This window comes from Chryseobacterium sp. G0201 (assembly GCF_003815655.1).
Taxonomy (GTDB): domain Bacteria; phylum Bacteroidota; class Bacteroidia; order Flavobacteriales; family Weeksellaceae; genus Chryseobacterium.
Window position 1 is genome coordinate 618,047 of sequence record NZ_CP033917.1, and the last position, 24,634, is coordinate 642,680.

Below are 24,634 nucleotides of genomic sequence, written 5' to 3' on the forward strand. Positions count from 1 at the left end.
TAATACAATACTTTCCTTATTTTTACCTCATGATTTCCCAACAAGACTTTCAAAAATTAAAATATGAAACCCTGAAATATTTTTGGGGATATGCTGAATTTAGAGATTCACAAGAAGAAGTCATTAATTCTGTTCTTACCGAGAAAGACACCTTGGTTCTTTTACCTACAGGAGCCGGAAAATCCCTTTGTTATCAGCTTCCTGCCCTATTAAAAGAAGGAACCTGTCTGGTTATTTCTCCTCTTTTGGCATTAATGAAAGATCAAGTAAATCAGTTGAAATTTCGAGGAATTGAAGCAGAATATTTATCTTCAGAGCTTGATGATTTTGATGCTGAAGTGATCTATAACAGATGTAAAGACGGCTTAACAAAACTTCTCTACGTTTCTCCGGAAAGATTGACGAATAAACAGTTCTTACAAAATATCGAAGAAATTCAGATGTCATTTATCGCCGTAGATGAAGCGCACTGTATTTCAGAATGGGGACAGGATTTCAGACCAAGTTACCAGAATATAAAAGAATTTAGAAAAAATAATCCTGAAATTCCATGTTTGGCTTTAACAGCTACGGCAACTCCAAAAGTATTGGAAGAAATTAAAACTAAACTGGAGCTTAAAAATCCTCAGATTTTCCATAAAAGTTTTAAAAGAGATAATATTAAAATCTTTACAGAAGAGGTCAATGATAAATTCCAGCGAATTTTTAATATCTTAAAATATAATACTAATTCTGGTATCATATACGTTCGTACAAGAAAGGAAGCAGAATTACTGACTGAATATTTACATAAAAATCAATTAAAAAATGTAGATTTTTTCCATGCTGGATTAACTACAAAAGAAAAAAATGCAAAACAAAATCATTGGAACAGAAATAACAACAATGTCTTAATTTCAACCAATGCCTTCGGGATGGGAATCGACAAAGATAATGTTCGTTTTGTGATCCACTTCTCACCTGCGCCGTCGATTGAAAATTATTATCAGGAAATCGGAAGATCAGGAAGAGATGGAAAAGACAGTTTTGCATTTATGCTATGGAATCAGCAGGAAATATCAAACTTTGATCAGATCTTAAAAAATCAAACTCCCAATAAAGCGGAATTTTTAAAAATCGTCACGTACCTCTACTCTATTTTTCAGGTTGCAGAATATGAATTACCAGAGAAAACATTCCAGTTAAACGCTGCCGGAATTCAAAACTTCACCAAATTATCCACGGCAAAAATTAAAAATGTTCTAAATTTTCTTCACAATCAGGAAATCATTTACTTTAATGACAATAAAAGTCTGTCTTCTGTAGAATTGCTGATAAAGGCCGATGAAATTGAGCAGCTACCCAAAAAAGACGCTTATTTTATAGAGCTTTTGCTTCGTACAATTTCAGGAATTACAACGCATAAAGTGTTGTTCAGCGAACAGCAAGTGAGTAATAAATTAGGAATAAGCATTCATTTAATAAAAGAAAGACTTAAAGAATTACAGCAAAAAAATTATCTTGAATATGTAGACGGTGCATTATCAAGCGTAAAATTCCTAAAACCTAGAGACGAAAGAGTCATCAATAGTGGTTATTGGAAGTTGTTTGAACATATTCAAAGAAATAAGATCCAGAAATGGGAAGAAATGAAATTTTACACAGAAAGTAACGATTACTGTAAAATGAAAATGATCTTAGCCTATTTTGGTGAAAAAAATTCTAAAAACTGTGGTCAATGCTCTGTTTGTGAAAAGAATAAACAATCGATGTTCGGGAAAAACATTTCTCATCAGATCGTCAGCTTATTAACCGAAAAACCTTCAACAATTGAAGAACTTTCTATACAGCTGAGTTATCATCCTAAAGAAAATATTTTAGAAAACCTCATCTATCTTTTAGACTCGGGAAAGGTGAAAATGCTTAATTTTAGGACATACGCGTTGGCATAAATAATAAGTAATTGGTAATGGATATTATTTCCATGACGCGAATCTTTTAATTTTTAAATCAATTAATTTTTCAATAATCAAAAGACTTCTATCTTTGCAAAATGAAATCATTGAAAGTAGTTTTTTTAGGCACTCCAGAGTTTGCAAAAACTTCGCTGGAAGCTGTTCATCAATCTCACCATGAAGTTGTAGGCGTTGTAACGGTTGCCGATAAAGCAAGCGGGCGCGGACAAAAAATTAATCAATCTCCTGTAAAAATCTTTGCAGTAGAAAATAATATTCCTGTTTTTCAGCCTGAAAAATTAAGAAATCCAGAGTTTTTGGAAGAACTAAGAAAATTAGATGCTGATGTTTTCATCGTGGTAGCTTTCAGAATGATGCCAAGAGTTCTTTTTGAAATGCCTAAAATGGGTACATTCAATCTTCACGCTTCTCTTCTTCCGGATTACAGAGGTGCTGCACCAATCAACTATGCTGTTATCAATGGGGAAGAAAAAACCGGTGCCACAACTTTCTTCATTAATGAAAAAATAGATGAAGGAAATATTTTACTTCAGGAAGAATTAAATATTCTCCCTGATGAAAATGCAGGAGCACTGCACGATAGATTAATGGAAATGGGCTCAAAATTGGTGGTAAAAACCTTAAACGGTTTGGCAGAAAATTCTATTGAAGAAAAACCTCAGCCAAACGTTGAACACCCTAAAAACGCTTATAAAATCTTTAAAGAAGACACAAGAATAGACTGGACAAAAACTTCAAAAGAAGTTCATCAGTTTATATTAGGAATGTCACCCTACCCTGCTGCTTTTACGACTTTAAAAATAGGAGAAGAAGAAAAAGGATTGAAAATATTTGGCGGAAAATTTGAAATTGAGGACCATGGAAAAACTGCCGGAAGCTTAGATATTTCAAAAAATGAATTTAAGATCTACACCCAAGACGGAATATATTTTCCTTTAGAATTACAATTGGAAGGAAAGAAAAGAATGAATATCAAAGATTTTCTGAATGGTTTCAGAAATTTCGAGGAAATAAAAATGGCTTGATTTATCAAGCCATTTTCTTCGTTTTAAATTAATTTGTCTTGTTGTTTCTTCATTTGTATCGCTGTTAAGTCATTTCCAATCATATTTATAAAAATTAAAGCTATAATTCCACAAAGAATAATCCCCAAAATATAATGTAATAAATTATTAATAGTGTTGATTTCATTAAATACAATAGACAAACTTACCATACCAATACCAAACGTAACCAAAATAAAGATGGCGAAAAATTTAATGAGAAAAATATTTATTTTGCTTATATCAATATATAAATCTTCATTTTCATCTTCCTTATGAAATTTTTCAACTGAACGCAATTGCTTTTCAGTAAACCTTCCTCCTAATTTTATTTTCAACTTCTGAATCTTTTTTGCAAAATGAATATTTACATTTTTACCAACTAACAATTCTACGAGTCTTTCTTCAACTATATCTTTTATAATAGGTGACAGATCATTTTCGTTTGCAATCTTTAAAGCTTGTTCATTAAAATCTATTTCTCGCTTCTTTTTCCCAATAAACATATCTAACAGTTTACCTACAATTACCGTAATAATTTCAAAAAATTTTTCCATAATAATTATTTTTAATTTATTTCTTATGAAATTAAAAATAATAAAACAAATAAAATCTGATAAACAACTGAAAATAAAACATTTAATCAAAAAAAAGACCTGAAAAATTCAAGCCTTTTTTAAATATTTATAAATAGATTATTGCATTTTAAGTAATTTAATTAAAAATTATTTGATAAATCAATTATCCAAATTTTTATAGTTGAACCAACTCCGTCACCTCAACATCATATCCTCCAACCTGAGGTTTAATATTAGGATTTTGAGTGATTACTTTAAATTTATTGATTCCTAAATTCTTTAATATCTGCGTTCCAATACCGTAATCTCTGAAATTATACGCCAAAGTTGGGCGTTGTTCCTGACCGTCCTGATAATCTAAGAATTGTTGTAGTTTTTTCAGTGTATTTTCTGAATTTGAAACGTTATTGATGAAAATAATTGCTCCTTTTCCTGCTTCATTTACCATGTTTGTCACTTTCTCCAATAAAGGTTTTTCACCATTATTTAATCTTGTCAACACATCAAAATAAGAATCAGAAGACTGAACTCTTACCAAAACAGGCTCATCAACCGTCCAAGTTCCTTTTGTTAATGCAAAGTGGATCTGTTCGTTTGAAGTTTCTCTGAAAGCATAAAAATCAAACTCACCATAAGCAGTTTTTACTTTTCTTTCTTCCAATCTGTCGATAAGGTTTCCTTTTTTAAGCTGATAATGAATCAAATCTTCGATAGAAACGATCTTCATATCATGTTTCTGAGCAAAAACCTGAAGATCCGGCAAACGAGACATTGATCCGTCTTCATTCATGATCTCACAGATCACTCCACCTTCTTTTAAGCCTGCTAATTGAGTTAAGTCAATCGCAGCTTCCGTATGTCCGGCTCTTTTCAAAACACCTCCTTTCTTAGCACGAAGCGGGAAAATGTGTCCCGGTCTCATAAAATCTGTCGGTTTTGAATTTTCATCCATCAACGCTAAGATCGTTTTTGCTCTATCACCAGCAGAAATACCGGTAGAAGTTCCGTTTCCTAAAAGGTCAACAGAAACAGTAAACGCCGTTTCTTTAGGATCGCTGCTACGGCTTACCATGATATCTAAACCAAGCTCGTCACATCTTTTTTCAGGAAGCGGCATACAAATAAGCCCCCTTCCGTGAACAGCCATAAAATTGATTAATTCTGGTGTTGTAAGTTCTGCAGCACAAAGAAAATCACCTTCATTTTCTCTGTCTTCATCATCTACTACTATGATTATTTTACCATTTTTAAGGTCTTCAATAGCCTCCGGAATAGTATTTAATTTAATATCAGACATTTTTACTTTAGATTTTTGCAAAGATACTCATAAAAATAAGCATCTCCCAATTAATATAAATGGTTTGTTACGCTTTGAATAAAGAGTCTTTGGCTTTTCTGATGATGTCGTAAGAAGCTAATCTTTTCTGATGATCGTAAATGTGAGAATTGATCATTAATTCATCAACATTAAACTTTTCCTGGAAGCTTTTTAACTTCTCTGCAATTTCAGATTGATCTCCGATAAAAGTATATCTCAGCTTCTGTAAAACCATCGATTTTTCCATTGGTGACCAAATATCATCCATATCATCAACAGGCGGAGAAAAAGGTTTTCTGTCGTTTCTTACAATATTGATAAATGCCTGAAATAAAGTCGTAGAAAGTTTGTGAGCTTCTTCTGTAGTTTCCGCGGCAACTCCATTGACACAAGCTAAAATATAAGGTTTATCCAATTGTTTTGAAGGCTCAAAATGTTCTCTGTAAATATTGAAAGCCATTTCCATTTGTTCAGGTGCAAAATGTCCTGCGAAAGCATATGGAAGTCCCAATTCTGCGGCCAACCAAGCACTGTCTGTACTCGAACCCAAAATATACAGCGGAATATCCAATCCTTCTCCCGGAATGGCGCGAACCAGCGCATTAGAGTTTTCTTTAGAGAAATATTTTTGCAATTCTAAAATTTGTCTTGGAAACTGTTCGTTAATAATTGCGGGATTTCTACCCAAAGCCTGAGCCGTTAAACCATCCGTTCCCGGAGCTCTTCCTAATCCAAGATCAATTCTTCCCGGAAAAAGAGATTCCAATGTTCCGAATTGCTCGGCAATGACTAATGAACTGTGATTCGGAAGCATAATTCCTCCCGATCCTACTCTTATTTTTTTTGTTCCGTTGGCGATAAAACCAATCAGAACCGAAGTTGCAGAACTGGCAATGCTTTCCATATTGTGATGTTCGGCAAGCCAGAATCTGTTATAATTAAGATTTTCAGTAAAGTTTGCTAAAGATAAACTGTCCTGAAAACTATCATGAATGCTTTTCCCCTGCTTTACCGGCGCAAGATCTAAAACAGATATTTCAAAGTTTTTCATATACGTGATATTTACTTTTTTTAAAGATTATATGGAATCTCCTTTGTCGATTTCATACTTTAAGTTTTTAGTCTAAAAAACCAAACAAATTTAAGACATCTAAACTGCATTAGTTACTTTTTGTAATTGATAAGTCTGATGGTGTAGTTCAGGAAAAAACTATTGAAATTAAGTTTTAAATTAAATGATTTTAATTATACAATTTAAATCTTCTATGATTTTGTATTTTTGAAATTATAATTAAAAAAAAACTAAAATGCCGATTGAAATACCAACACAAAGTACAGCACCTGTATATTTTCCAAACGAGAATTACAAAATAGTAAGATATCTTGATTTAGTAAAATTTATATCATTAATTCAGACTAAAAAAATTATACTTTTCACGATTAGATAAATTTGAAGATCGTTATGAAGGAACAGTTCCTGAATTAAGTTTGCAAGATTACAAAGAATGGTATACATATTTTACTCAAAATAAATTATTAGATATTATTAACACCAGTGTTGAAGAACACGTGGAACAAGCATTAGTCGATCAAAAAGAAACCCAAGAAAAATATAAAAAATTAGTATGTATTTCTTGTTGGAATAAATATGATTCAGAATCTTATGCCCTTTGGAAAATTTACTCTGATTTATCTAAAGGAGTTATGATAACAACTAATATTGAAAGAATAGAAGCCGCTTTTGCAAATACAGAAGAGCAAATTCAAGTAAGTGAGGTAAAATATCTTGATTATAAAAAAGATAAAATAAAAATGGGTAACATGAATTATCCCATAATTCATAAAAATATACATTATGATTATGAAAAAGAAGTAAGATTGATACATAAAGTTTCTTTTAAATCAGGTTTAAACTATGATTGGTCACAAGAAGAAAATCAATATGGAAAATATATAAATGTAGATATTGATATTTTAATTGAAGAAATTATAGTCAGTCCCAAAGCCCCACAATGGTTTTTTGATGTAATTTCAGATTTACTTCAAACATATAACATAGAAAAAGGAATCAAGTATTCTGACTTAAAATAAGAAATAATTTCAAACCATGAAATCAAAAATAATGTACATTGAAAACAAATCCTCTGGTCATCACGGATCGGCATGGATTGGTTTTGTAGAATTTTCAAAATCCGGTCAAACGGTTTATTTTAACAACAAAGCGTTGAAAAAACTTAAAAATACAGGAATTTTGGGAAATCATTTCGACATAGAAACCGGAGAAGAATATTGGGTTTCAGGTGTGAAAAAGAATGGACAAAATCGCCATCAGTTTGGTAGCGGAAAAATTATGATTGATAGAAATTCGATTGATGAGTATTTAAAACTTGTTGATTTTAATAGCATTGATGAAAAATATTTCACAATAATTGAGTTTATCAAAACTGATAAAAGTCGTTTTAATGAACTGGAAAATATTGAAATTGAATATAGAGATAATAGCCGTAGCGCGAGTTTTTTGGACAATAATCACAGAAAATTAATCTTAAATATTTAAATAAAAAAGGTTTAATAATGAATTTGAAGTCATTTATTAAACCTTTTAAAATACTATTATTTATTTTTCTCTTTCTTAAAATTATAATGATTAATCAAAATTCTGATTTCATTAAATTCAAAATTACTTGGTAAAGCATTTTTCCATTCCGTCAATGTTTCGTGAGGAGTTTTGTAGAACATATCTTCAAAAGCTTTGATCTTATCCGAAGTGATGACTCTTGAAATATCCAACAATCCCTGCTCGGCAAATTTTGCTAAATGTCCGATCACGGTTTCTTTTACCAAACCTCTTTCAAACGCGACTTCTGCAATGGTTTTCCCTTGTTCAAAAAGCTGAAAAGTAAGAACCTGCGAAGGAACTTTTGCAATTTTCATGCTGACTTCCTTGTCATTTTTTTCATCTAAAAGTTTCGTTTCTAATAGATGAGCTTCTTTTAAGCTATTCAGATATTCTTCAACATCTTCCAGCCAGTTTCTAAATTCCTCGTTGTATTGTTTTAGGCCTTTTGCGCCTTTTATTTCAGCATAAAATTCTTTTAACGGACTGAAAACTTTATCTCTGATCTCCGTAAAAAAGAAATTAACCGCACCCTTTGTTTTAGCCTCAATTTCAGACCATTCTTCTTTCTGATCGATGAAATTATTTACTTTTTGAGAAATCACTTTTTCCAGCTTTTCGAAAATTTTCCCAAGCTGAGTTACCTCATGCTTTAACTGGATATATAATTGATTGGTTTTTACCGTATCAATACTTTTTGTTGTTATTGAAAGCCTATTCCATTCTTCAACTTCATTTAAAATCCACCTTGAATCTACGGTACGAAGTACTTTTTTAATGCTGTAATCGTATTTTTCCTGATTTAAAATAGCCTCAACATTATCATTTGCAAAAGTAGATCCCTGAAACTGCAGAATTCTGTTATCTTTAAAAATAACTTCAGGCGTAATTTTAGATTTCAACACAATTCCTTCTAACGTTCGGCAACGCGACAAGGCAACATAGACCTGACCTGCCGTAAAACTTTTTCCGGCATCGATAATCACTTTATCAAATGTCAATCCCTGACTTTTATGGATCGTAACCGCCCAAGCCAATTTTATAGGAAACTGCTCGAAGCTTCCTAAAACTTCTTCTTTAATATTTTTATCAGTGTCCAGAAAATATTTTTTCTGTTCCCAAACTTCTCTTTTTACGGTAATTTCTCTTTCGCTTCCGTCGAGAACTACTTTAATTTCATTTTCATCTAAAGCGGAAATTTCACCTAACTTTCCGTTAAAATATCTTTTTTCTCCGGAAATATCATTTCGGATAAACATGACCTGAGCGCCAATTTTCAGTTCTAAAAACTGCTCGTTGGGAAATTGATTTTCTTTAAATTCTCCGAAAAGTTTGGCTTCAAAAGTAGTCGGATCAACTTTTATTTCCTTTAATTTTTCCTGATTGATCTCATCTGCCATTTTATTGTGAGAACACAAGTAAACGTAAGATTCAGTTCCTGTTTCAAACGTAGGATCATATCTTTCATTAAGATGTTCGAAATCTATGCTTCCTACATCTCCATCTCGGATTGCATTCAAAATATCTAAGAAACTTTCATCAGACTGTCGGTAAACTTTTGTTAATTCGATCGTCAGTAAAGGCACTTCTTTGATCGCATGACTGTCGAAAAAGAAAGGTGAATTATAAAACATTTTTAAAATATGCTCATCTCTCACCACCGGCGGAAGCTGATACAAATCTCCGATGAACAGCATTTGAACACCTCCAAATCTTTGGCTATTTCTTCTGATGAATCGTAAAGAAAAATCCATCATATCCAAAACATCCGCTCTCAACATTGAAACCTCATCAATAATAAGCACCTCAACTTCGCGTAAAAGTTTAAGTTTATCTTTTCTGTATTTAAAATGAGGCATCAGATCGGCAATATTATTCGCCAAACTGGTATCGATACGGTCAGTTGTCGGTAAAAAGGTTCTTAAAGGCAACCCAAACATCGAGTGAATGGTAACACCTCCCGCATTGATCGCAGCAATTCCCGTAGGAGCCACTACAATATGCTTCTTTTTTGTACGTTTTACAAAATCGTTCAGGAAAGTTGTTTTTCCTGTACCTGCTTTACCTGTTAAGAAAACACTTCTGTTGGTATATTCTATTAAGTCAAAAAAATGATTGTTCATCGCCGGCAAAATTACGGAAAATGAATTTGAATTTTTTATGTTGGCACAACTTTTGAGAATTAGAGAAAAGAAAAAATTTATTTTATGAAAAAATTATTCATTCAGGTTCCTATTTTGGTGCTATTTTCATTTTTTGTTTTAAATTCATGTAAAGCAAAAGTTGACCCTAATACTAATCTACCTAAGGATATTTCGGAAAGGCCTGCCGACGAAAACAGTCAGAAATACGATCAGGCACAATTAGATAAACTTAGAGCTGAAATTGATGCCGAGATTTCCAAAGAAAAATGTACCGATGCAACTACAAATGAATGGAAACCCGCTCCAATTGGATCTAAAGCTTGTGGTGGACCAAAATCTTACATCGCTTATCCTGCAAAATTAGAAGCTCAAATTCTTCCTAAGATTGAGGCTTATAACACAAAAGAAGCTGAATTCAACAAAAAATATAACATTACATCAGACTGTTCATTCGTAGGAGAACCAGCAGCAATAAGATGTATTAATGGAAAAGCAGAGGTTGTTTACCCTGTAGAATAAAATAAACACACGAACTCGATCAGGAGTTTTCTCACTAAGGATTTAAAAAAAAGCATTGTCAAAATTGACAATGCTTTTTTTGTGAATTATTAAAATGTAAATAGTCAATTTTGCTTCGCAAATGAATTTAATTATCCTAAAAAAGGCAACGAAGTTAATTGACTTGCGAAGCAAAATTGACTGTTCACATCCAAACTATCCTTGAACTTCTTTCACATTATCTTTATACCATGAAGAATATTTCACATAATTATCAGCAATTCTATTCACTTCACCTTCTAACAATTGAGGAGAAATATCTTTAATTTTTCTTGCCGGAACACCGCCCCAAACTTCACCGGACTTAATGTGAGTTCCCTGTGTAACTACAGAACCCGCACCAACAATCGAATTTTCTTCCACCAAGCAGTCATCCATAACGATAGAACCCATCCCGATCAACACATTATCCTGAATTTTACATCCGTGTACAATTGCATTGTGCCCTATAGAAACGTTATTTCCTATAATTAAAGGAAATTTTTGATACGTACAGTGCAGCATTGCATTATCCTGCACATTTACTTTATCTCCCATTTTGATGTAATTCACATCACCTCTTATCACCGCATTATACCAGATACTGCAATCTTTTCCCATCACAACATCACCAATAATTGTTGCTGTTTCTGCCAAAAAAGTATTTTCTCCTATTTGTGGTGCTTTTCCTAAAAGTTCTTTTATCAGTGCCATATTTTTATTTTGAAAATTTGAAAAATGAGCCGATTTAGCAATTAAATTTTTACTTCACGATTTTTAAATGATGTCGATAGCAAAAATCTAACTTCTAACTTCTAGCTTCTAACTTCTAAATCCGTATTTTTGTATCTCAAATTTAACGAAAAAATGCATACTATACTTATAGAACCAACTGAAAACCCAAAAGTGATGAAATTTGTAGCAGATTACAACTTGATTCCCGGGTCTTTGGAACTGGACAGAGATTCTGATGTTTCAGAAATTCCTTTGGCACAAGAACTTTTCAATTATCCTTTTGTTGAAAGAATTTTTATTACTGCAAATTTTGTAGCGGTTGCCAAACAAGACACTGTTGAATGGGAACATGTAGTTGAAAGTCTGAAAAACATCATTGAAGACGAACTATTGGCTAATCCTAGAATTTACCTTCAAAAGAAAAAGGAAATGTATCAGATCTATGCAGAAATGACCCCAAATCCAGCGGTGATGAAGTTCGTTTCAAGCAAACTGTTATTGGAAGGTTTTGTTGAAGTAAAATCCAGAGAACAATCTGAAGGAGTTCCTTTAGCTCAGGCTATTTTTAAAGAGTTTGATTTTGCGAAGGAAGTTTTTATTTCTGATAATTTTGTGGCGGTAACTAGAGATAATTCTGTGGAATGGCACCAAGTAATGATGGCTGTTCGCGGCTTAATCGCTGACTATTTACAAAACGGTGGTGAAATCTCAACGATAGAAGCTCAAACTCACGAAAATCCTGTAGAAAAGATTATCAACAGAGATTATACAGACGACGAGCAGAAAATATCTGATATATTAAATGAATACGTTGCTCCTGCAGTAGAAAATGACGGTGGGAAAATCTCTTTGATGGAATACGTTCAATCTACAAAAACAGCAAGAATGCTTTTACAGGGAGCTTGCTCAGGATGCCCAAGTTCTACGGCTACTTTGAAAAACGGAATTGAAGGTATTTTAAAACAATTTGTACCAGATTTGGTAGAAAGAGTAGAAGCTGTAAACGGATAATTATTAATATGAGAATATTTTTTCTTTTAGTTTGCTTCAGTCTCAGTATCCTTTCGTGCAAGAAAGAAACAGAATCACATTCTGATATTAATATTGGATTTCATGAAGATCTTGTGAAATCTAATTTAGCCAAAGACAGCCTTCAGAAAATGGATATTGTTTTTGATAAGCTTAATAAAAAGAATACAACTTTTCTGGATTACTATGTCAACTATTATTACAAGCTTGACAAAGAAACTCAAGACGAAATCAAAAAATCTAAAGGAGAAAATTTCTTAAGTGACCATCCTGAAGAATACTTCGCGCTGTTCACAAAAATAATCACTGAAAAAGGTGACAAATACCTTAATTCTTTCGGAATTACAAAAGATGAGGAAATGCTTGCCAGAGAAGTGTATATTTTTCACTTAAAGAAAAACTATGGTCCAACTGTTGATGGACAACTGGAAAATCTAAATAAATAATGAAAGGAATTCTATTAGTAAATCTTGGTTCGCCAAGATCAACGGCGGTAAGTGATGTAAAGGAATATCTTGACGAATTCCTTATGGACGAAAAAGTAATTGATTATCGCTGGATCTTTCGTGCGCTTTTAGTTCGTGGAATTATTTTAAATACAAGACCTGCAAAATCTGCGGAAGCTTATAAAACGGTCTGGACAGAACAGGGTTCGCCCTTGATCGTGATCACTCAAAAAATCCAGAAGAAACTTCAAAAACTGGTAGATGTTCCTGTGGAAATCGGGATGAGATATGCTCAGCCAAGTATTGAAGCTGGAATTCAAAAATTAGTTGATCAAGGCGTTACCGAGATCGTACTTTTCCCATTGTATCCGCAATATGCGATGAGCACAACGGAAACGGTGATCGATAAGGCAGAAGAAGTAAGAAAAAAAAGCTTCCCGAATGTAAAGATCAATTATATACAACCTTTTTATAATAGAGAGATCTACACCGATTGTCTGGCAGAAAGTATCAAAGAAAAACTTCCTGAAAACTTCGATGCCTTACAGTTCTCTTATCACGGAGTTCCGGAAAGACATATTTACAAAACCGATCCTACGAAAACATGTAATTTAAACGATTGCTGTTCGCGTGAAAATAATCCGAGTCATCAGTTTTGCTACCGTCATCAATGTTTTGACGTTACCAATTCTGTTATTAAAAAATTAGGACTACCCAAAGAAAAAGTGATGGTTACGTTTCAGTCAAGGTTAGGAAAAGACAAATGGATGGAACCGTATACTGATGAAACTCTTGAAAGCATCGGCAAAAAAGGAATAAAAAACCTAGCTATTGTTTGTCCGGCCTTCGTTTCAGATTGTCTGGAAACACTGGAAGAAATTTCAGTTGAAGGAAAAGAACAGTTCTTACATGGTGGTGGAGAAAATTTCCATTACATCCCGTGTCTGAACGATGAAGACCGCTGGATTGAAGTCGTAAAAACACTTTGTGAAGAAAAACTCAATGAATTCTATTTAGTTTAAAATATAGTAACCTTCGGAAACGGAGGTTATTTTTTTGTGTAAATATAAGTTGACATTATCACAGGCTCAGAATCTTTCAATCACAATAATTTCTCCCTGTCTCATTGTGAGAAAACTCCAACCTATTTTAATTCTCTTCGTCACATAATGAGAATTGTTAAACCAAAATAGTTTCTGCCCATTCTGGTGATGAGACGGCTTCAACTTATATTTTGGGCTAAAATCTGACTTATATACCTTTATTTAATAGATGCTTCGACTCCGCTCAGCATGACATCGCTACAAATTACCGTAAAATAAGACGGTTAGTATTAGACGTGTCATGCTGAGCGGAGTCGAAGCATCTCTTTTTATTAAATCTTTTATGAGATTACCCACTTTCGGTTAGCAATGACGGATGTTGAAAGTACGACTACCACCCTAGCCCGGATTGCAGCGACATCCTTTTTGGTTGCGGGCGGAGCGAAGCGGAGCCCGTAACCAAAAAGATATAGCGGAAAGCTGGAAAAAGCTTCAAATAAAAACAAAAAAATAATATTTCTAAGAGCACCCCTATATTTTAATTGTTAGGTTTAAAATAATTGTTAAATTTTAAATTACACCCCTATTATTTTTAAACAAAACTCTAAATTTTAAATATTTTTCTTAACTTTACCCCATCAAAAGAATAGCATTAACCATAAAAATTAAAAATGATGAATGCAACTGCCGAAATTTTAAAACATAAGATCGAAAGCTTCACTCCTGAATTGCTTGAAACTTTGGCAAGAATGGTAGAAAAGTTAGAAATGCAGAATAGATTTTCCGTTCCTCAGTTTCAAATGGATGAAGTTTTATATAGAATTCAGTTTCATAACGAGAATCCGAAGACAAAACTTGATTTTTATGAAAATATTTCTGAGCTGGAAAAGAATATTGCGTGATGAAAGTATTTTTGTCCTCCATTGCAAAGAATGACATAAGACTTCTTATGAGAGTTTTTAATGCAGAAAAAGAACATAAAGGAGCCTATTTTCTGGAAGATCTGAAAGAATCGATCCAACAAATTGTGGAAAATTCTGAAGATCCGGAAACAGAACTCCAAAAAATGACGATGCAGAACTTCCCCGTTCACATTCATTACATTTTTGAAAATGAAGAAAGCTTGTTTATTACGGCAATTTTTAAGGAAATTAATAGCTAAAAATGATTAAATAAAATATTAGCACAATTTCAGGACTATTTTATATGTAGAACCTTATAGGAGTTGACACCTATAAGGTTTTTTTACATTAATTATTTTCTCACAGGAGTTCTGAACTCACCATACCCCATCAAACCATCATAGCTTCTACCAAAAGGTGCATAATATAAAAATGCCTGATACAGGTTTTCCGTCTGCCAGAAATTACCGTTCACTTCACCGAAATTCAATGAACCATCTGGATTTTTTGTTGCCAGAATGTAGTTGTAGAAACCTTGTTTCAGGAATATTTTAGCAACATATTTTTTTCCGGCTTCATCATACTGCATCTGATTTTCTTTGCTTGGCTGAAAATTATTAAAACCTCCCAACACATAAATCTCTTTATCCACAGGATCGGAATCCAAAGAGAAATACACCCAAGAATAATCTGCCTCTCTTTCTGCATTTCTTTCAATTCCGATGTCATTTCTTCTGTAATACCAAGCTCCGTTAACGTCCGGCTGATATTGATAATTCAGAGGAAAAGCCCAAACCGGATGAAGATAGGTTTGATTTACTCCATCCTTCTGCTCAGTGGCGCGAACCATATCTGCCGGCATATTCATATTTTTATTATCAAAATAATAAAATTCATTATTTCCCGGGAAAACCAAGTTCATTTGCTGGAAAAGTAATTTATTTCCTAAAGTTGCGCTTGGTTTTAAATTATTAATTGCAACATTCGGATTGTTATTCTGCATCACATTCAAGCTCATTGAATTGACATTAGAAGATAGATCTCCGCCTTTTGAAACTGCCTGTACTTCTACCCTTTGGTTCGCATTCGGATTTCTTGCATCTGAAATTCTTGAAATATTTAAAGCTAAGGTAGCATTATCTTCAACCACGTAAAATCTTCTTTTAAAAAGTGGCTTGTCTGCAGAATCTTTATAAACAATCAACTCAAAATTTCCTGAAACTTTGGGCTGCATTTTGTCATTAGGAAACGTCAGCGTATAGTGTGTATAAGCCTGTAATGTATTGAATGAATACTGAAATTTATCCAGCATACCATTTAAACTTCCATTGGCAAATTCTGTAAAGAATAGATTGTCATCCTGCCAGTTTCTGTCATAATGCTTGATGGTATATCTAAAAATATCGCTTGAATTTGTAAGGTCATCAAAACTTAAAATCAAGGTCTGATTAAGGTTGATCACCGGAGTTTCATCATTCGTCTGTGGATTGAATAATTGTATACTTTGAATGTTTTGTCCAAAAACCAAACCACTCAAAGAAAGTAAAAGTATGCGCAAAGTTTTCATTATGACGAAGATAACGAAAAAATGGGATTTTACTTACACTTATTAAGATTTTGAAACGACAAAATATACAAAAGCTTTGTAGGTAAACACTTTCTTTGTCATTCCGTAGGAATCTAAACATAGTTTTTATAATTCAACAGTCGAGATTCCTGCGGAATGACAAACTTCATGGAAAGTTGTCTAATTATTAAGATAAATAAAACTTTTGTGGTTAAATTTGTCCTAATAAAAAACATTCAGCATATGCTTCAGATTCAAGGTTTCGTATTCAATTTTGCGAGCGAAAATACTTATATAGTTTACAATGAAAACAAAAATGCCTGGTTGATCGATCCGGGAAATATGAACGAACAGGAAACAAAAGCGATCGACAGCTTCATTAAAGAAAACGATTTAAAAATCCAGAAAATATTGTTGACTCATGCCCATATCGATCATGTTTTAGGCTTGCAATGGGCTTTTGATACATTTAAAGTTCCTGTAACGATGCATCAGGATGATCAAGAAGTATTGGATATGCTCCAAGCAAGCGGAATGAGATTCGGTTTTCAAATTGATCCTGTAAAAGTTGAAGTAGAATACGTAAATGAAGGCGATGAATTGGAACTAGACGGAGAAAAATTTAAAATTTATCATGTTCCGGGACATTCTCCGGGAAGCGTAGTTTATCATAACGAAAATCAGAAATTCATGATCTCTGGTGATGTTCTTTTTGAACAAAGTATTGGGAGAACCGATCTTTACAAAGGAAACTACGAGCAATTAATTGATGGAATTAAAACTAAGCTTTTTATTCTTGATGATGAAACACAAGTTTTCTCTGGTCATGGAAATCCTACGTCGATTGGATTTGAGAAGGAACATAATCCGTTTTTGAAGTAAAAAAGAAACAAAATATCCCAAAAGATGCGCTTCTTTAAAAAAACTAAATTTTTAGCATTAAGTGATGCAATTCAAAATCCAAAGGATTGCAAAAAACTAAGTCTAATATTTATAGAATACAATCTAAAGGATAAAGGTGCTATTTTTTCACATTTCATCAACTTAAGAACCTTAGAAATTCAGGCTGATCCTTCTATTTATAATTTGGATGATTTTGAACTTCCCGAAGAAATTGCCAGCTTAAAAAAATTAAAAAAGATTTCACTTCTAAATCTTCCATTCAAAACCTTTCCTGAATGGCTTACTCAAATAAAATCATTAAAATATTTAATGGTTAGAGGAAATGATATAGATTCAATTCCGGACTCAATATGTCAATTAGAAAATTTAAAAACGCTACGTATTGAAAATTGCAAGTTGAATAAATTACCTTCAACATTAAATCAAATGCAAAACTTAAGAAGTTTAGGACTTTGTAGTACAGAATTAACAGATCTCAACCCTGATCTATTTCCCAAGAATTTAAAAGAAATAAGTTTATCTGGTTCAAGAAAATTCGATGATGATGATTTGGAAAGTTTGAAAAAAGCAATGAGAAGAACTAAGATATAATTTGTCAAAATTAAGAAACCGTCAGAAAAATCTGACGGTTTCTTAATTTGATATGAAAAAAACTAATTGTTTAGAAGTCAAAGGCAACTGACGCTCTTACAGCAGCACCCATAATTGGTCTAGCCATAATTGTCGTACTACCCGCTTGTTGTACAGATTGTGATCTTGGATCTCCTTCTGTAATTCCGATGGTATTGAAAACGTTTGTTGCGTCAACTGCAAAACGTATTTTTCCTAACTGATAAGACATTCCGGCACCAACTTCACCAAATGCAGGCAAAGTATCCTGATTGGTTTGATCCTGAAAACGCTTACCATAATAATTGTAGCTTACATACGTTCTCCATTCTTTTGTAATATTTATGGCTGGCGAAATATTAAAATATAATTTCGGAATTCTTCTTACTACATTCCCTTCCAAAACACTTCCCGCTTCCAAACCATCATATTTAGGATTTTGAATCGTTCCGTTAAAAGTAAGCTCTACAACATTATTAAACAATCGTGCATATCCTTCCAGCTCAACCCCAAAGTTTTTCGTATTGGCGAAGGTATTTTCTGAAGTTCCATTAGAGAAAACATCTGTAAACGAAAGGTTTTTAAGTGTAGAATAAAAAGGAATTACAGCAATATCAAATGTTCTTGAATAATATTTATATCCAACTTCCAATTGATTGGTTGATACAGATTTCAAAGGCTGATCCGGTGTCGGGTTAGAGAAATAATTATAATACGCTTCTTCGTTCGGAGATCTGAAACCATTAGAAAAACGCGCATACACTGCATTTTCCTTGTTGATTTTATAATTTGCAGCAAGGGTGAAAGAAACTTTATCAATATTGTAATTCCAATACGTGTATTTATTTCCTAAAACACTCATATTATCGTCCGCTGTTGTTGTTAAAAAACTATGAGTTCCGTCTGTCGTTAACCCTGAATTATTAAGATTGGCAGTCGTTGTGTTTGCAAAATTTCCTTTATAATAATCATGGCTGTAACGAAGTCCTGCATTAATACTTAAATCATCCGTAATATTGTAGTCTAAATTTGCATAAAGATCATTCAAACTTCCTTGAGTTTGTGTATCTCTCTGAAGGAAAGTCATATCTGTAACACCGTTGTATGTTTTAGAATATCCAACACTGTTTGGATTTAATGAAGTATCAACCAAATTAAGAAGCTCCGGTCTGTCTGTTGCTGTCGTTAAAATATTGCTCCAGTTCCAGTATTGATGGGATTTCCAATTGGATTTATAGAAACCTGCCGTTACATTTCCTTTATCGAATTTATAATTGAACTGTAAGTCATTCACAAAATTATTCATCTGCTTATCAATTGCCCAAAAACCTAATTCCTGTACAAATTGTGGATTTACAATAGCTCCGTTGCTTACTAATGAATATTGATAATTATTTCCTGCGATCCCATTATCACTTGCGAATTTAGCACCTGTTGCAGGTCCGCCAGCCGGGAAAATCCCAGTGTAATTCATATTGATATTGGTATATCTTGTTTTGTTTAAAACAGTGAAATTATTTCCAAGATCATATTTAAATTCTGCTCCCAACACATCAACTTTCGGATGAATTCCATCTTCTAAATTTCTGTTGAAAAAACCGCCTCCGGCTTGAGGAATATCCAACTGGCTGATCGCTCGGTAGCTGTACGTTCCATAATTTGCATCAAAACCGGCAAATTCTTTTATATCGTTTCCATCTCTTGTCAAAGGAATCGGAAGATAGAATGTATTTCTGTCGTCCAGTTTTTTATAATACACTTTAGCATAGCCTTTATCGAAAACGTATTTCAGATTCATTCTGATTTGTCCACCCTGATTGGCTTTAAACCCTGTTTTTCTGATTCCGTCATCACTTCTATAGAAACCACCGACATTGAAGAATAATTTATCCTGAACCAAAGCACCTCCAACATTAAGATCAGTACGCATCAAACCGTAAGTACTCGTCTCAAGTTTTGCGCTTCCTCTAAAATCGTTACCTCCTTCTTTTGTAATAAAGTTGATCAAACCTCCCGGAGAATTGGTTGCATAAATAGATCCCGAACCTCCTCTCAAAGCTTCTAATCTGCTTACTGAATTATCTACACGGAAGAAATTATCCGCATTCGCAAATTGCAAAGCTCCATCTTCAAAAACGGGTAATCCATCTTCCTGAACCTGCACAAATTCGTACGCTCCTGCAGAAGGAATACCTCTCGCGAAAAGGTTGTTTCCTACTTCACCACCAGAAGTTTCAACTGCAAAACCGGGAACTCTCTGTAATAAAGCCGCCGCACTGATTGGGTTTTGTTTCTGAATTTCTTTTGCACTGAATGTAGAAATTGCGGTACTGGATTCTATTTTCTTTTTAGGATTTGAGTTACCAGTGATCACAACTTGTTCAATAGATGCCGATCTGGTAGAATCCTGTGGAGTTTCCTGAGCATACGCATTATTGAAGTAAAGCGTTGCAATACCGGCAATTAAAAAGATCGATTTTTTTTTCATAGCCCTATGATTTTTTATAGTTAGTTTTAATTTTGTTTTAATTTTAAATAAACACCGTTCGTCCAGCCAAAACCGTCCTGATTAGGATATTCTCCGCCACCTGCAATGGTTTCTGTATCCAGAGCATTGTATTTTTCCATTAATTTTCCGGTGTTCTTGTAAACTCGTTCTACATTAGCACACCAGTTATTTTTAATTTTCTCGGCCAGATCATCAAATCCATAATTTTTCATTGATTTAAAACCTAACCATTGATACGGTGCCCAAGCATTCGGTAAATCCCATTGTTGCCCTGAGTTTTTGGTTGTAGTAACCAATCCGCCTTGATACAAGAACTTTTCTTCTATATTTTTTGCAACAGATTTCGCCTGTTCGTCACTGGCCAAACCAAGAAATAAAGGATAAAGAGCAGCAATATGTTCAGACGGTGTTGTTGTGTGTTTTTTTGTGTGATAATCTTTATACATGTTTTCATCCCAAAAGTATTTATCGATCATCTGTCTTCGCTTTACCGCTCTTTGAGTAAAGTAAATCTCCTTTTCTGTTAAATTCTGTAGCGCTGAAGATCTCGCCAATGTTTTTTCCAAATGCCATATAAGACAGTTGACATCAACCTCAGCAAGATTCAGAGTTTCTATTGTTTGTATCGTTTCTCCATCTGCAAACCATCTGCTTGAAAAATCCCAACCAGATTCGCAGGCGCTTCTTATATTTCTGTAAAATTCGTCTCCTGTATTTTCGCTGTCTTCAATATCAATTAAATAACTTTCGGGACGAGGTACATTTTCAGCATCATAATAACGGTTTAAAATATCGCCGTCTTTAGTTTTGACAACTCTCTTTGTATTAGAACCATTTTCCAAGCCTTCTTCACCATTCATCCAGAAAGCATATTCTTTTTCCAGTGTATCGTGATATTTGATATAAATATTTTCGTCTTTTGTTGTTTCAAAAAGCAAATCAAGCATCAAAGAAAAATACGGTGGCTGGGAACGGCTTAAAAAATGAGTTCTGCTCGCATTCGGAACAAATCCTACGGTTTGAATTAAATAAGAACAGTTTTCAATGATATTTTCCATCATTTCAACTCTTCCCGAAACCTGTAATCCAAGCATGATAAAATAACTGTCCCAATAGAAAAACTCGTTGAAACGCCCGCCTGGAACTACATAAGGTTTTGGAAGTTTTAATAATGTTCCTCTTTCTTCGTAAGCAGTTCTTGTCAGTTCCTCCCAAAGTTTTTCGATATGTTCGTTAATTGGCAACTGTTTTTCTCTCTTAATCGAAATTTTAGCGCCCAAAAAATCGAAATTTGACATCACAAAAGCTTTTAAATCAAAACTTTCTGTATCTTTTTCCTTATCATATTTTGAATTAATTTCAGAAATAGAAAATAATGGAACCGCATCTGTCATCATCTTTTGATCTTCAAAAACTTTAGATCTTTGAACATCATCAAAAAGAGCCTGAATTTCGTTTATGTAAAGTTGATTACTCATTTTTATTTTTTAGGATTTATTTTTAATTTATTCATGAAAATTGCTGAAACGATCAACATTGAAAGTGGAATTAATGAAAGGTAAAACGCCTGTTGTCCGCTAAATTTTTCAAATACCAAACCTGTGATTATCGAACCAATCGTTCCTCCGATTGCAGAAAAAACGACAATCAAACCAGACATTGCACTGTGTAAATATTTTGGAATTGATGCTAAGATCACAGAGTTGATACTTGGATAAATTGGAGCCAATAAACCGCCCATTAATGGAAATAAATACACAACCAATGGAGCATTCAGCCAAGTCGTTCCTGTATCAATATGAATATTGTGAGTTAATGGTAAAACCAACAAAATACTTATTGCAAAACCAATCACACAAAAGGAAACAACGTAAATCCAGCTAAATTTTTTCGAGAAAAAACCCGATAAAAATCTTCCTAACGCAAAAGCTCCCGCCAAAACCGCACCCGCCTGAATACTCATCGAAGTCGGAACTTTTAGGATTTCTTTATAAAAAGTTGGTGTCCATGTTTGAAAGCTCTGCTCTACCAACACAAAAAGAAAAGCACATAATAAAAAGAACAATACTTTTCTGTAACTGAATAAACTTGCGCTGTTTCTCAAATCTCCAAGCAAGTCTGTTTTTTCGCTTTTTGCTTCATTTTCATTCAACTTAGAAAAGAAAAGAAATAAAAATGATAATGTCGAAAGTGCACCTAATACCCAATAAACATTCAGCCAATGTGTAGATTTTGGGTTATGGTCGTCGATAAATAAGCTGAATAAAACATTTCCAACCAACACTCCGATCATGAAAAATCCTTCCAGATATCCCATAAAACTTGAGTGTTCTTTATCTGTATTCGTCACCAATCCGATGGATGTGAAAACCGAAATTTTAATCAAAGCGAAAGAAATTCCGACAATCGTAAATAGCAATTTGAAAAACCAGAACTCATTAGAAAAAGGCATTACAAAACACATGCAACTCACCAAAAATAAAGCGATCAACATTGATTTTTTAATACCAATCTTTGGTAAAAAAGATGCTAAAATGAACGAACAAATAGCAATCGGAAGATCTTTAAAACCTTCCAAAACACTTGCAGAAGATTTCGAAATACCGAAATTTTGCTGCATTTGTAATATTACCGTTCCCACAGAATTCAAAAGAATTGCGAAAACGAAATAATTTAAAAACAAAACCGCCTTTATGTTGAAATTTTTCATTAAATAATTTCTTGGTGGCTAAGATAGAAGCATTTATGTTAACGTTAATTTAACACAGTAAATGAATATTTGAACTATATTAATATAATTATTATTTTAGACGATAAAATACGATTAACTGAATGAAAGTTACATTTGAACGAGTGATCCCCGATGAAAAGAGCTCTTTTCGCACAATTCACAATAATTCTCCTATTTCAGAATTCAAATGGGAGTACCATTATCATCCGGAAATTGAGCTCGTGTGTATCATTTCGGGGAACGGAACGCGCCATGTCGGCTATCATAAAAGTAATTACACCAATGGTGATTTGGTATTGATTGGTTCCAATATTCCGCATTCCGGATTCGGTTTAAACTCTATTGATCCTCACGAGGAAATTGTTTTACAGTTCAAGGAAGAGATTCTGCAGTTTCCGCAACAGGAAGTTGAAGCGAGATCTATTAAAAACTTGTTGGAACTTTCAAAATATGGCATTCAATTTCATACCAAGATCAAAAAAGCAATGCTTCCAAGGTTAAAATTAATGTTGGAATGTGAAGGTTATAAAAGATATTTATTGTTGTTAGAAATTCTTTTCGAGCTTTCAAAATGTACTGATTATGAGCTTTTAAACAAGGAAATTATGCCGTACACGATTATTTCAAGAAATAAAACCCGTCTGGAAAATATTTTCACCTTTGTAGAACATAATTATGACAAAGAAATTAATATTGAAGATGTTGCAAAACTGGCGAATCTCACCCTTCCCGCTTTCTGTAATTTTTTCAAAAAAGCTACACAGATTACTTTTACTGAATTTGTGAATAGATATCGTATTAATAAGGCTTGTTTGTTAATGGCTCAAGATAAAAGTATTTCTGAATGCAGTTACAGCTGCGGTTTTAATAATGTAACTTACTTTAACAGAATGTTTAAAAAATATACGCAGAAAACACCTTCTGAGTTTATTAAAAATTATTCTCCTGGTAAGGTCGATGTAGATTCAAAGGTTGAAAATAAGGTTAAAATTAAGGCTAGTTTTTAAGACTAAAATTGTGGATAACTTTGTGGATAACCATGTTGATAACTTTTCAACCCAATAAAAAGTAATAAATTTAAACTTATTAAAATCTACACAAAACCTATATAAACAGATAGTTACAGTAGATCATTCTAGTAAAAATAATTTGTTAACAATTTTAAACAAAAAAGCTGTTCGATAATAGAACAGCTTTATATATTTTAAACAAAATGAAAAATTATTTCCATTTAATATTACAACCCATGCTCGGTCTTTGAAGCTCTTCCTGAGGTTCACCTAATAACAGATTTTCGAAAGCAATAATAAGATCTTCACCTGTAACATCTTTATTGTTTCCAGGTCTTGAATCATCCATTTGTCCTCTGTAGATGAGGTCTAATTTCTCATCAAAGAAGAAGAAATCCGGTGTACATGCAGCTTCGTAAGCTTTTGCAATTGCCTGGCTTTCGTCATATAAATAAGGAAAGTCAAAGTTTTTTTCAATTTGGAATTCAATCATTTTCTCCGGAGAGTCAGCCGGATATTTTTCTACATTATTAGCATTGATCGCAATGAATTCTATTCCTCTTTCATTATAGTCTTCATATAATTCATTCAATTTATCAATTACATGAAGAACGAACGGGCAATGGTTGCACATAAAGATAACCAATGTTCCTTTTTTACCTTTCAAATCATCCAATGATTGGATTTCATTACTTTTTGAAGGGTTCGGAAGCTCAAAAAAAGGAGCTTTTGTTCCTAATGCGATCATATTTGAGGGAGTATTCATATCTTTTTTATTTAGGCACAAAGATAAATATTTCTTTTATTATATAGGTAAGGAAGCTTGAAGCGGAAAGAAAGAAGTTACGCAATTTAAAAACATTTATAATTCAATCGACTCAGGCTATTTATCCTATTAATTTTTACAATAATTTCAAAATCATCTCCTTAAACTCCCATTTTTACTGCATTCACCTAT

General features: G+C 33.2%; 23 protein-coding genes. 13 read left to right on the forward strand and 10 right to left on the reverse strand.

The window, feature by feature from the left end; all coding sequences use genetic code 11:
* Window positions 1–29: 29 nt before the first annotated feature.
* On the forward strand, window positions 30–1,931 hold the full coding sequence (locus EG348_RS02800; RefSeq protein WP_123980465.1) for an ATP-dependent DNA helicase RecQ: 1,902 nt from the start codon (window positions 30–32) through the stop codon (window positions 1,929–1,931).
* Between the two features lie 101 nt (window positions 1,932–2,032).
* Window positions 2,033–2,980, forward strand: a complete 948-nt coding sequence (gene fmt, locus EG348_RS02805) for a methionyl-tRNA formyltransferase (protein ID WP_123980467.1) — start codon at window positions 2,033–2,035, stop codon at window positions 2,978–2,980.
* Window positions 2,981–3,003: 23 nt separating this feature from the next.
* Here the strand turns inward: fmt and EG348_RS02810 are convergent, their stop codons facing one another.
* The 3 genes from EG348_RS02810 to EG348_RS02820 all read right to left on the reverse strand — a co-directional run bounded on the left by EG348_RS02810 (window position 3,004) and on the right by EG348_RS02820 (window position 5,945).
* Window positions 3,004–3,555 carry a hypothetical protein gene (locus EG348_RS02810; protein ID WP_123980469.1) on the reverse strand — a complete coding sequence of 184 codons (552 nt, stop codon included), beginning with the start codon at window positions 3,553–3,555 and terminating at the stop codon, window positions 3,004–3,006.
* A gap of 196 nt (window positions 3,556–3,751) precedes the next feature.
* Window positions 3,752–4,873: a 3,4-dihydroxy-2-butanone-4-phosphate synthase gene (gene ribB, locus EG348_RS02815; protein WP_123980471.1), complete on the reverse strand. Its 1,122-nt coding sequence runs from the start codon at window positions 4,871–4,873 to the stop codon at window positions 3,752–3,754.
* 67 nt (window positions 4,874–4,940) lie between these two features.
* Entirely contained in the window at window positions 4,941–5,945 is a 1,005-nt protein-coding gene (locus EG348_RS02820; protein ID WP_123980473.1) for an LLM class flavin-dependent oxidoreductase, read from the reverse strand.
* A gap of 437 nt (window positions 5,946–6,382) precedes the next feature.
* On the opposite strand from EG348_RS02820, the gene EG348_RS02825 reads away from it, so the two are divergent.
* Complete coding sequence (locus EG348_RS02825) at window positions 6,383–6,985, forward strand: DUF2971 domain-containing protein (protein WP_123980475.1); 603 nt, start codon at window positions 6,383–6,385, stop codon at window positions 6,983–6,985.
* 16 nt (window positions 6,986–7,001) lie between these two features.
* On the forward strand, window positions 7,002–7,451 hold the full coding sequence (locus EG348_RS02830; RefSeq protein ID WP_185145492.1) for a hypothetical protein: 450 nt from the start codon (window positions 7,002–7,004) through the stop codon (window positions 7,449–7,451).
* 56 nt (window positions 7,452–7,507) lie between these two features.
* Here the strand turns inward: EG348_RS02830 and EG348_RS02835 are convergent, their stop codons facing one another.
* Complete coding sequence (locus EG348_RS02835; protein ID WP_123980477.1) at window positions 7,508–9,634, reverse strand: helix-turn-helix domain-containing protein; 2,127 nt, start codon at window positions 9,632–9,634, stop codon at window positions 7,508–7,510.
* Window positions 9,635–9,718: 84 nt separating this feature from the next.
* Here EG348_RS02835 and EG348_RS02840 point away from each other — a divergent pair, with 84 nt between their 5' ends.
* Window positions 9,719–10,174, forward strand: coding sequence for a hypothetical protein (locus tag EG348_RS02840; protein WP_123980479.1), 456 nt, complete (start codon window positions 9,719–9,721; stop codon window positions 10,172–10,174).
* 195 nt (window positions 10,175–10,369) lie between these two features.
* On the opposite strand, the gene EG348_RS02845 is transcribed toward EG348_RS02840, so the two are convergent.
* Entirely contained in the window at window positions 10,370–10,906 is a 537-nt protein-coding gene (locus EG348_RS02845; protein ID WP_123980481.1) for a gamma carbonic anhydrase family protein, read from the reverse strand.
* 153 nt (window positions 10,907–11,059) lie between these two features.
* Between EG348_RS02845 and EG348_RS02850 the strand changes: the two genes are divergently transcribed.
* From EG348_RS02850 to EG348_RS02870, 5 genes are all read left to right on the forward strand, one after another.
* Window positions 11,060–11,938 carry a NifU family protein gene (locus tag EG348_RS02850; protein ID WP_123980483.1) on the forward strand — a complete coding sequence of 293 codons (879 nt, stop codon included), beginning with the start codon at window positions 11,060–11,062 and terminating at the stop codon, window positions 11,936–11,938.
* Between the two features lie 8 nt (window positions 11,939–11,946).
* A complete protein-coding gene (locus EG348_RS02855) occupies window positions 11,947–12,402 on the forward strand; it encodes a hypothetical protein (protein WP_123980485.1) in 456 nt (151 codons plus the stop codon).
* On the forward strand, window positions 12,402–13,424 hold the full coding sequence (gene hemH / locus EG348_RS02860) for a ferrochelatase (RefSeq protein WP_123980487.1): 1,023 nt from the start codon (window positions 12,402–12,404) through the stop codon (window positions 13,422–13,424). The genes EG348_RS02855 and hemH overlap by 1 nt, the downstream gene beginning before the upstream one ends.
* Window positions 13,425–14,116: 692 nt before the next feature.
* Window positions 14,117–14,347 carry a hypothetical protein gene (locus tag EG348_RS02865; RefSeq protein ID WP_123980489.1) on the forward strand — a complete coding sequence of 77 codons (231 nt, stop codon included), beginning with the start codon at window positions 14,117–14,119 and terminating at the stop codon, window positions 14,345–14,347.
* Entirely contained in the window at window positions 14,347–14,607 is a 261-nt protein-coding gene (locus EG348_RS02870; RefSeq protein WP_123980492.1) for a hypothetical protein, read from the forward strand. Before EG348_RS02865 ends, EG348_RS02870 begins: the two co-directional genes overlap by 1 nt.
* Window positions 14,608–14,699: 92 nt before the next feature.
* Here EG348_RS02870 and EG348_RS02875 read toward each other — a convergent pair whose 3' ends face one another.
* Window positions 14,700–15,914, reverse strand: coding sequence for a type IX secretion system plug protein domain-containing protein (locus tag EG348_RS02875; RefSeq protein WP_123980494.1), 1,215 nt, complete (start codon window positions 15,912–15,914; stop codon window positions 14,700–14,702).
* Window positions 15,915–16,157: 243 nt separating this feature from the next.
* Between EG348_RS02875 and EG348_RS02880 the strand changes: the two genes are divergently transcribed.
* Window positions 16,158–16,796: an MBL fold metallo-hydrolase gene (locus EG348_RS02880; protein WP_123980496.1), complete on the forward strand. Its 639-nt coding sequence runs from the start codon at window positions 16,158–16,160 to the stop codon at window positions 16,794–16,796.
* Between the two features lie 24 nt (window positions 16,797–16,820).
* Window positions 16,821–17,408, forward strand: a complete 588-nt coding sequence (locus EG348_RS02885; protein ID WP_123980498.1) for a leucine-rich repeat domain-containing protein — start codon at window positions 16,821–16,823, stop codon at window positions 17,406–17,408.
* A 70-nt stretch (window positions 17,409–17,478) separates the two neighbouring features.
* On the opposite strand, the gene EG348_RS02890 is transcribed toward EG348_RS02885, so the two are convergent.
* The 3 genes from EG348_RS02890 to EG348_RS02900 are packed head-to-tail and all read right to left on the reverse strand — an operon-like array spanning window position 17,479 to window position 22,645.
* Window positions 17,479–19,914 carry a TonB-dependent receptor gene (locus EG348_RS02890; protein WP_123980500.1) on the reverse strand — a complete coding sequence of 812 codons (2,436 nt, stop codon included), beginning with the start codon at window positions 19,912–19,914 and terminating at the stop codon, window positions 17,479–17,481.
* Window positions 19,915–19,940: 26 nt separating this feature from the next.
* Entirely contained in the window at window positions 19,941–21,413 is a 1,473-nt protein-coding gene (locus EG348_RS02895) for a trehalase family glycosidase (RefSeq protein ID WP_123980502.1), read from the reverse strand.
* A 2-nt stretch (window positions 21,414–21,415) separates the two neighbouring features.
* A complete protein-coding gene (locus tag EG348_RS02900) occupies window positions 21,416–22,645 on the reverse strand; it encodes an MFS transporter (RefSeq protein ID WP_123980504.1) in 1,230 nt (409 codons plus the stop codon).
* A gap of 122 nt (window positions 22,646–22,767) precedes the next feature.
* On the opposite strand from EG348_RS02900, the gene EG348_RS02905 reads away from it, so the two are divergent.
* On the forward strand, window positions 22,768–23,673 hold the full coding sequence (locus tag EG348_RS02905; protein ID WP_123980507.1) for an AraC family transcriptional regulator: 906 nt from the start codon (window positions 22,768–22,770) through the stop codon (window positions 23,671–23,673).
* Between the two features lie 214 nt (window positions 23,674–23,887).
* On the opposite strand, the gene EG348_RS02910 is transcribed toward EG348_RS02905, so the two are convergent.
* The gene (locus EG348_RS02910) at window positions 23,888–24,442 is read right to left on the reverse strand and encodes a thioredoxin family protein (RefSeq protein ID WP_123980509.1); all 555 of its coding nucleotides are present in this window, start codon (window positions 24,440–24,442) and stop codon (window positions 23,888–23,890) included.
* Window positions 24,443–24,634: the final 192 nt, after the last annotated feature.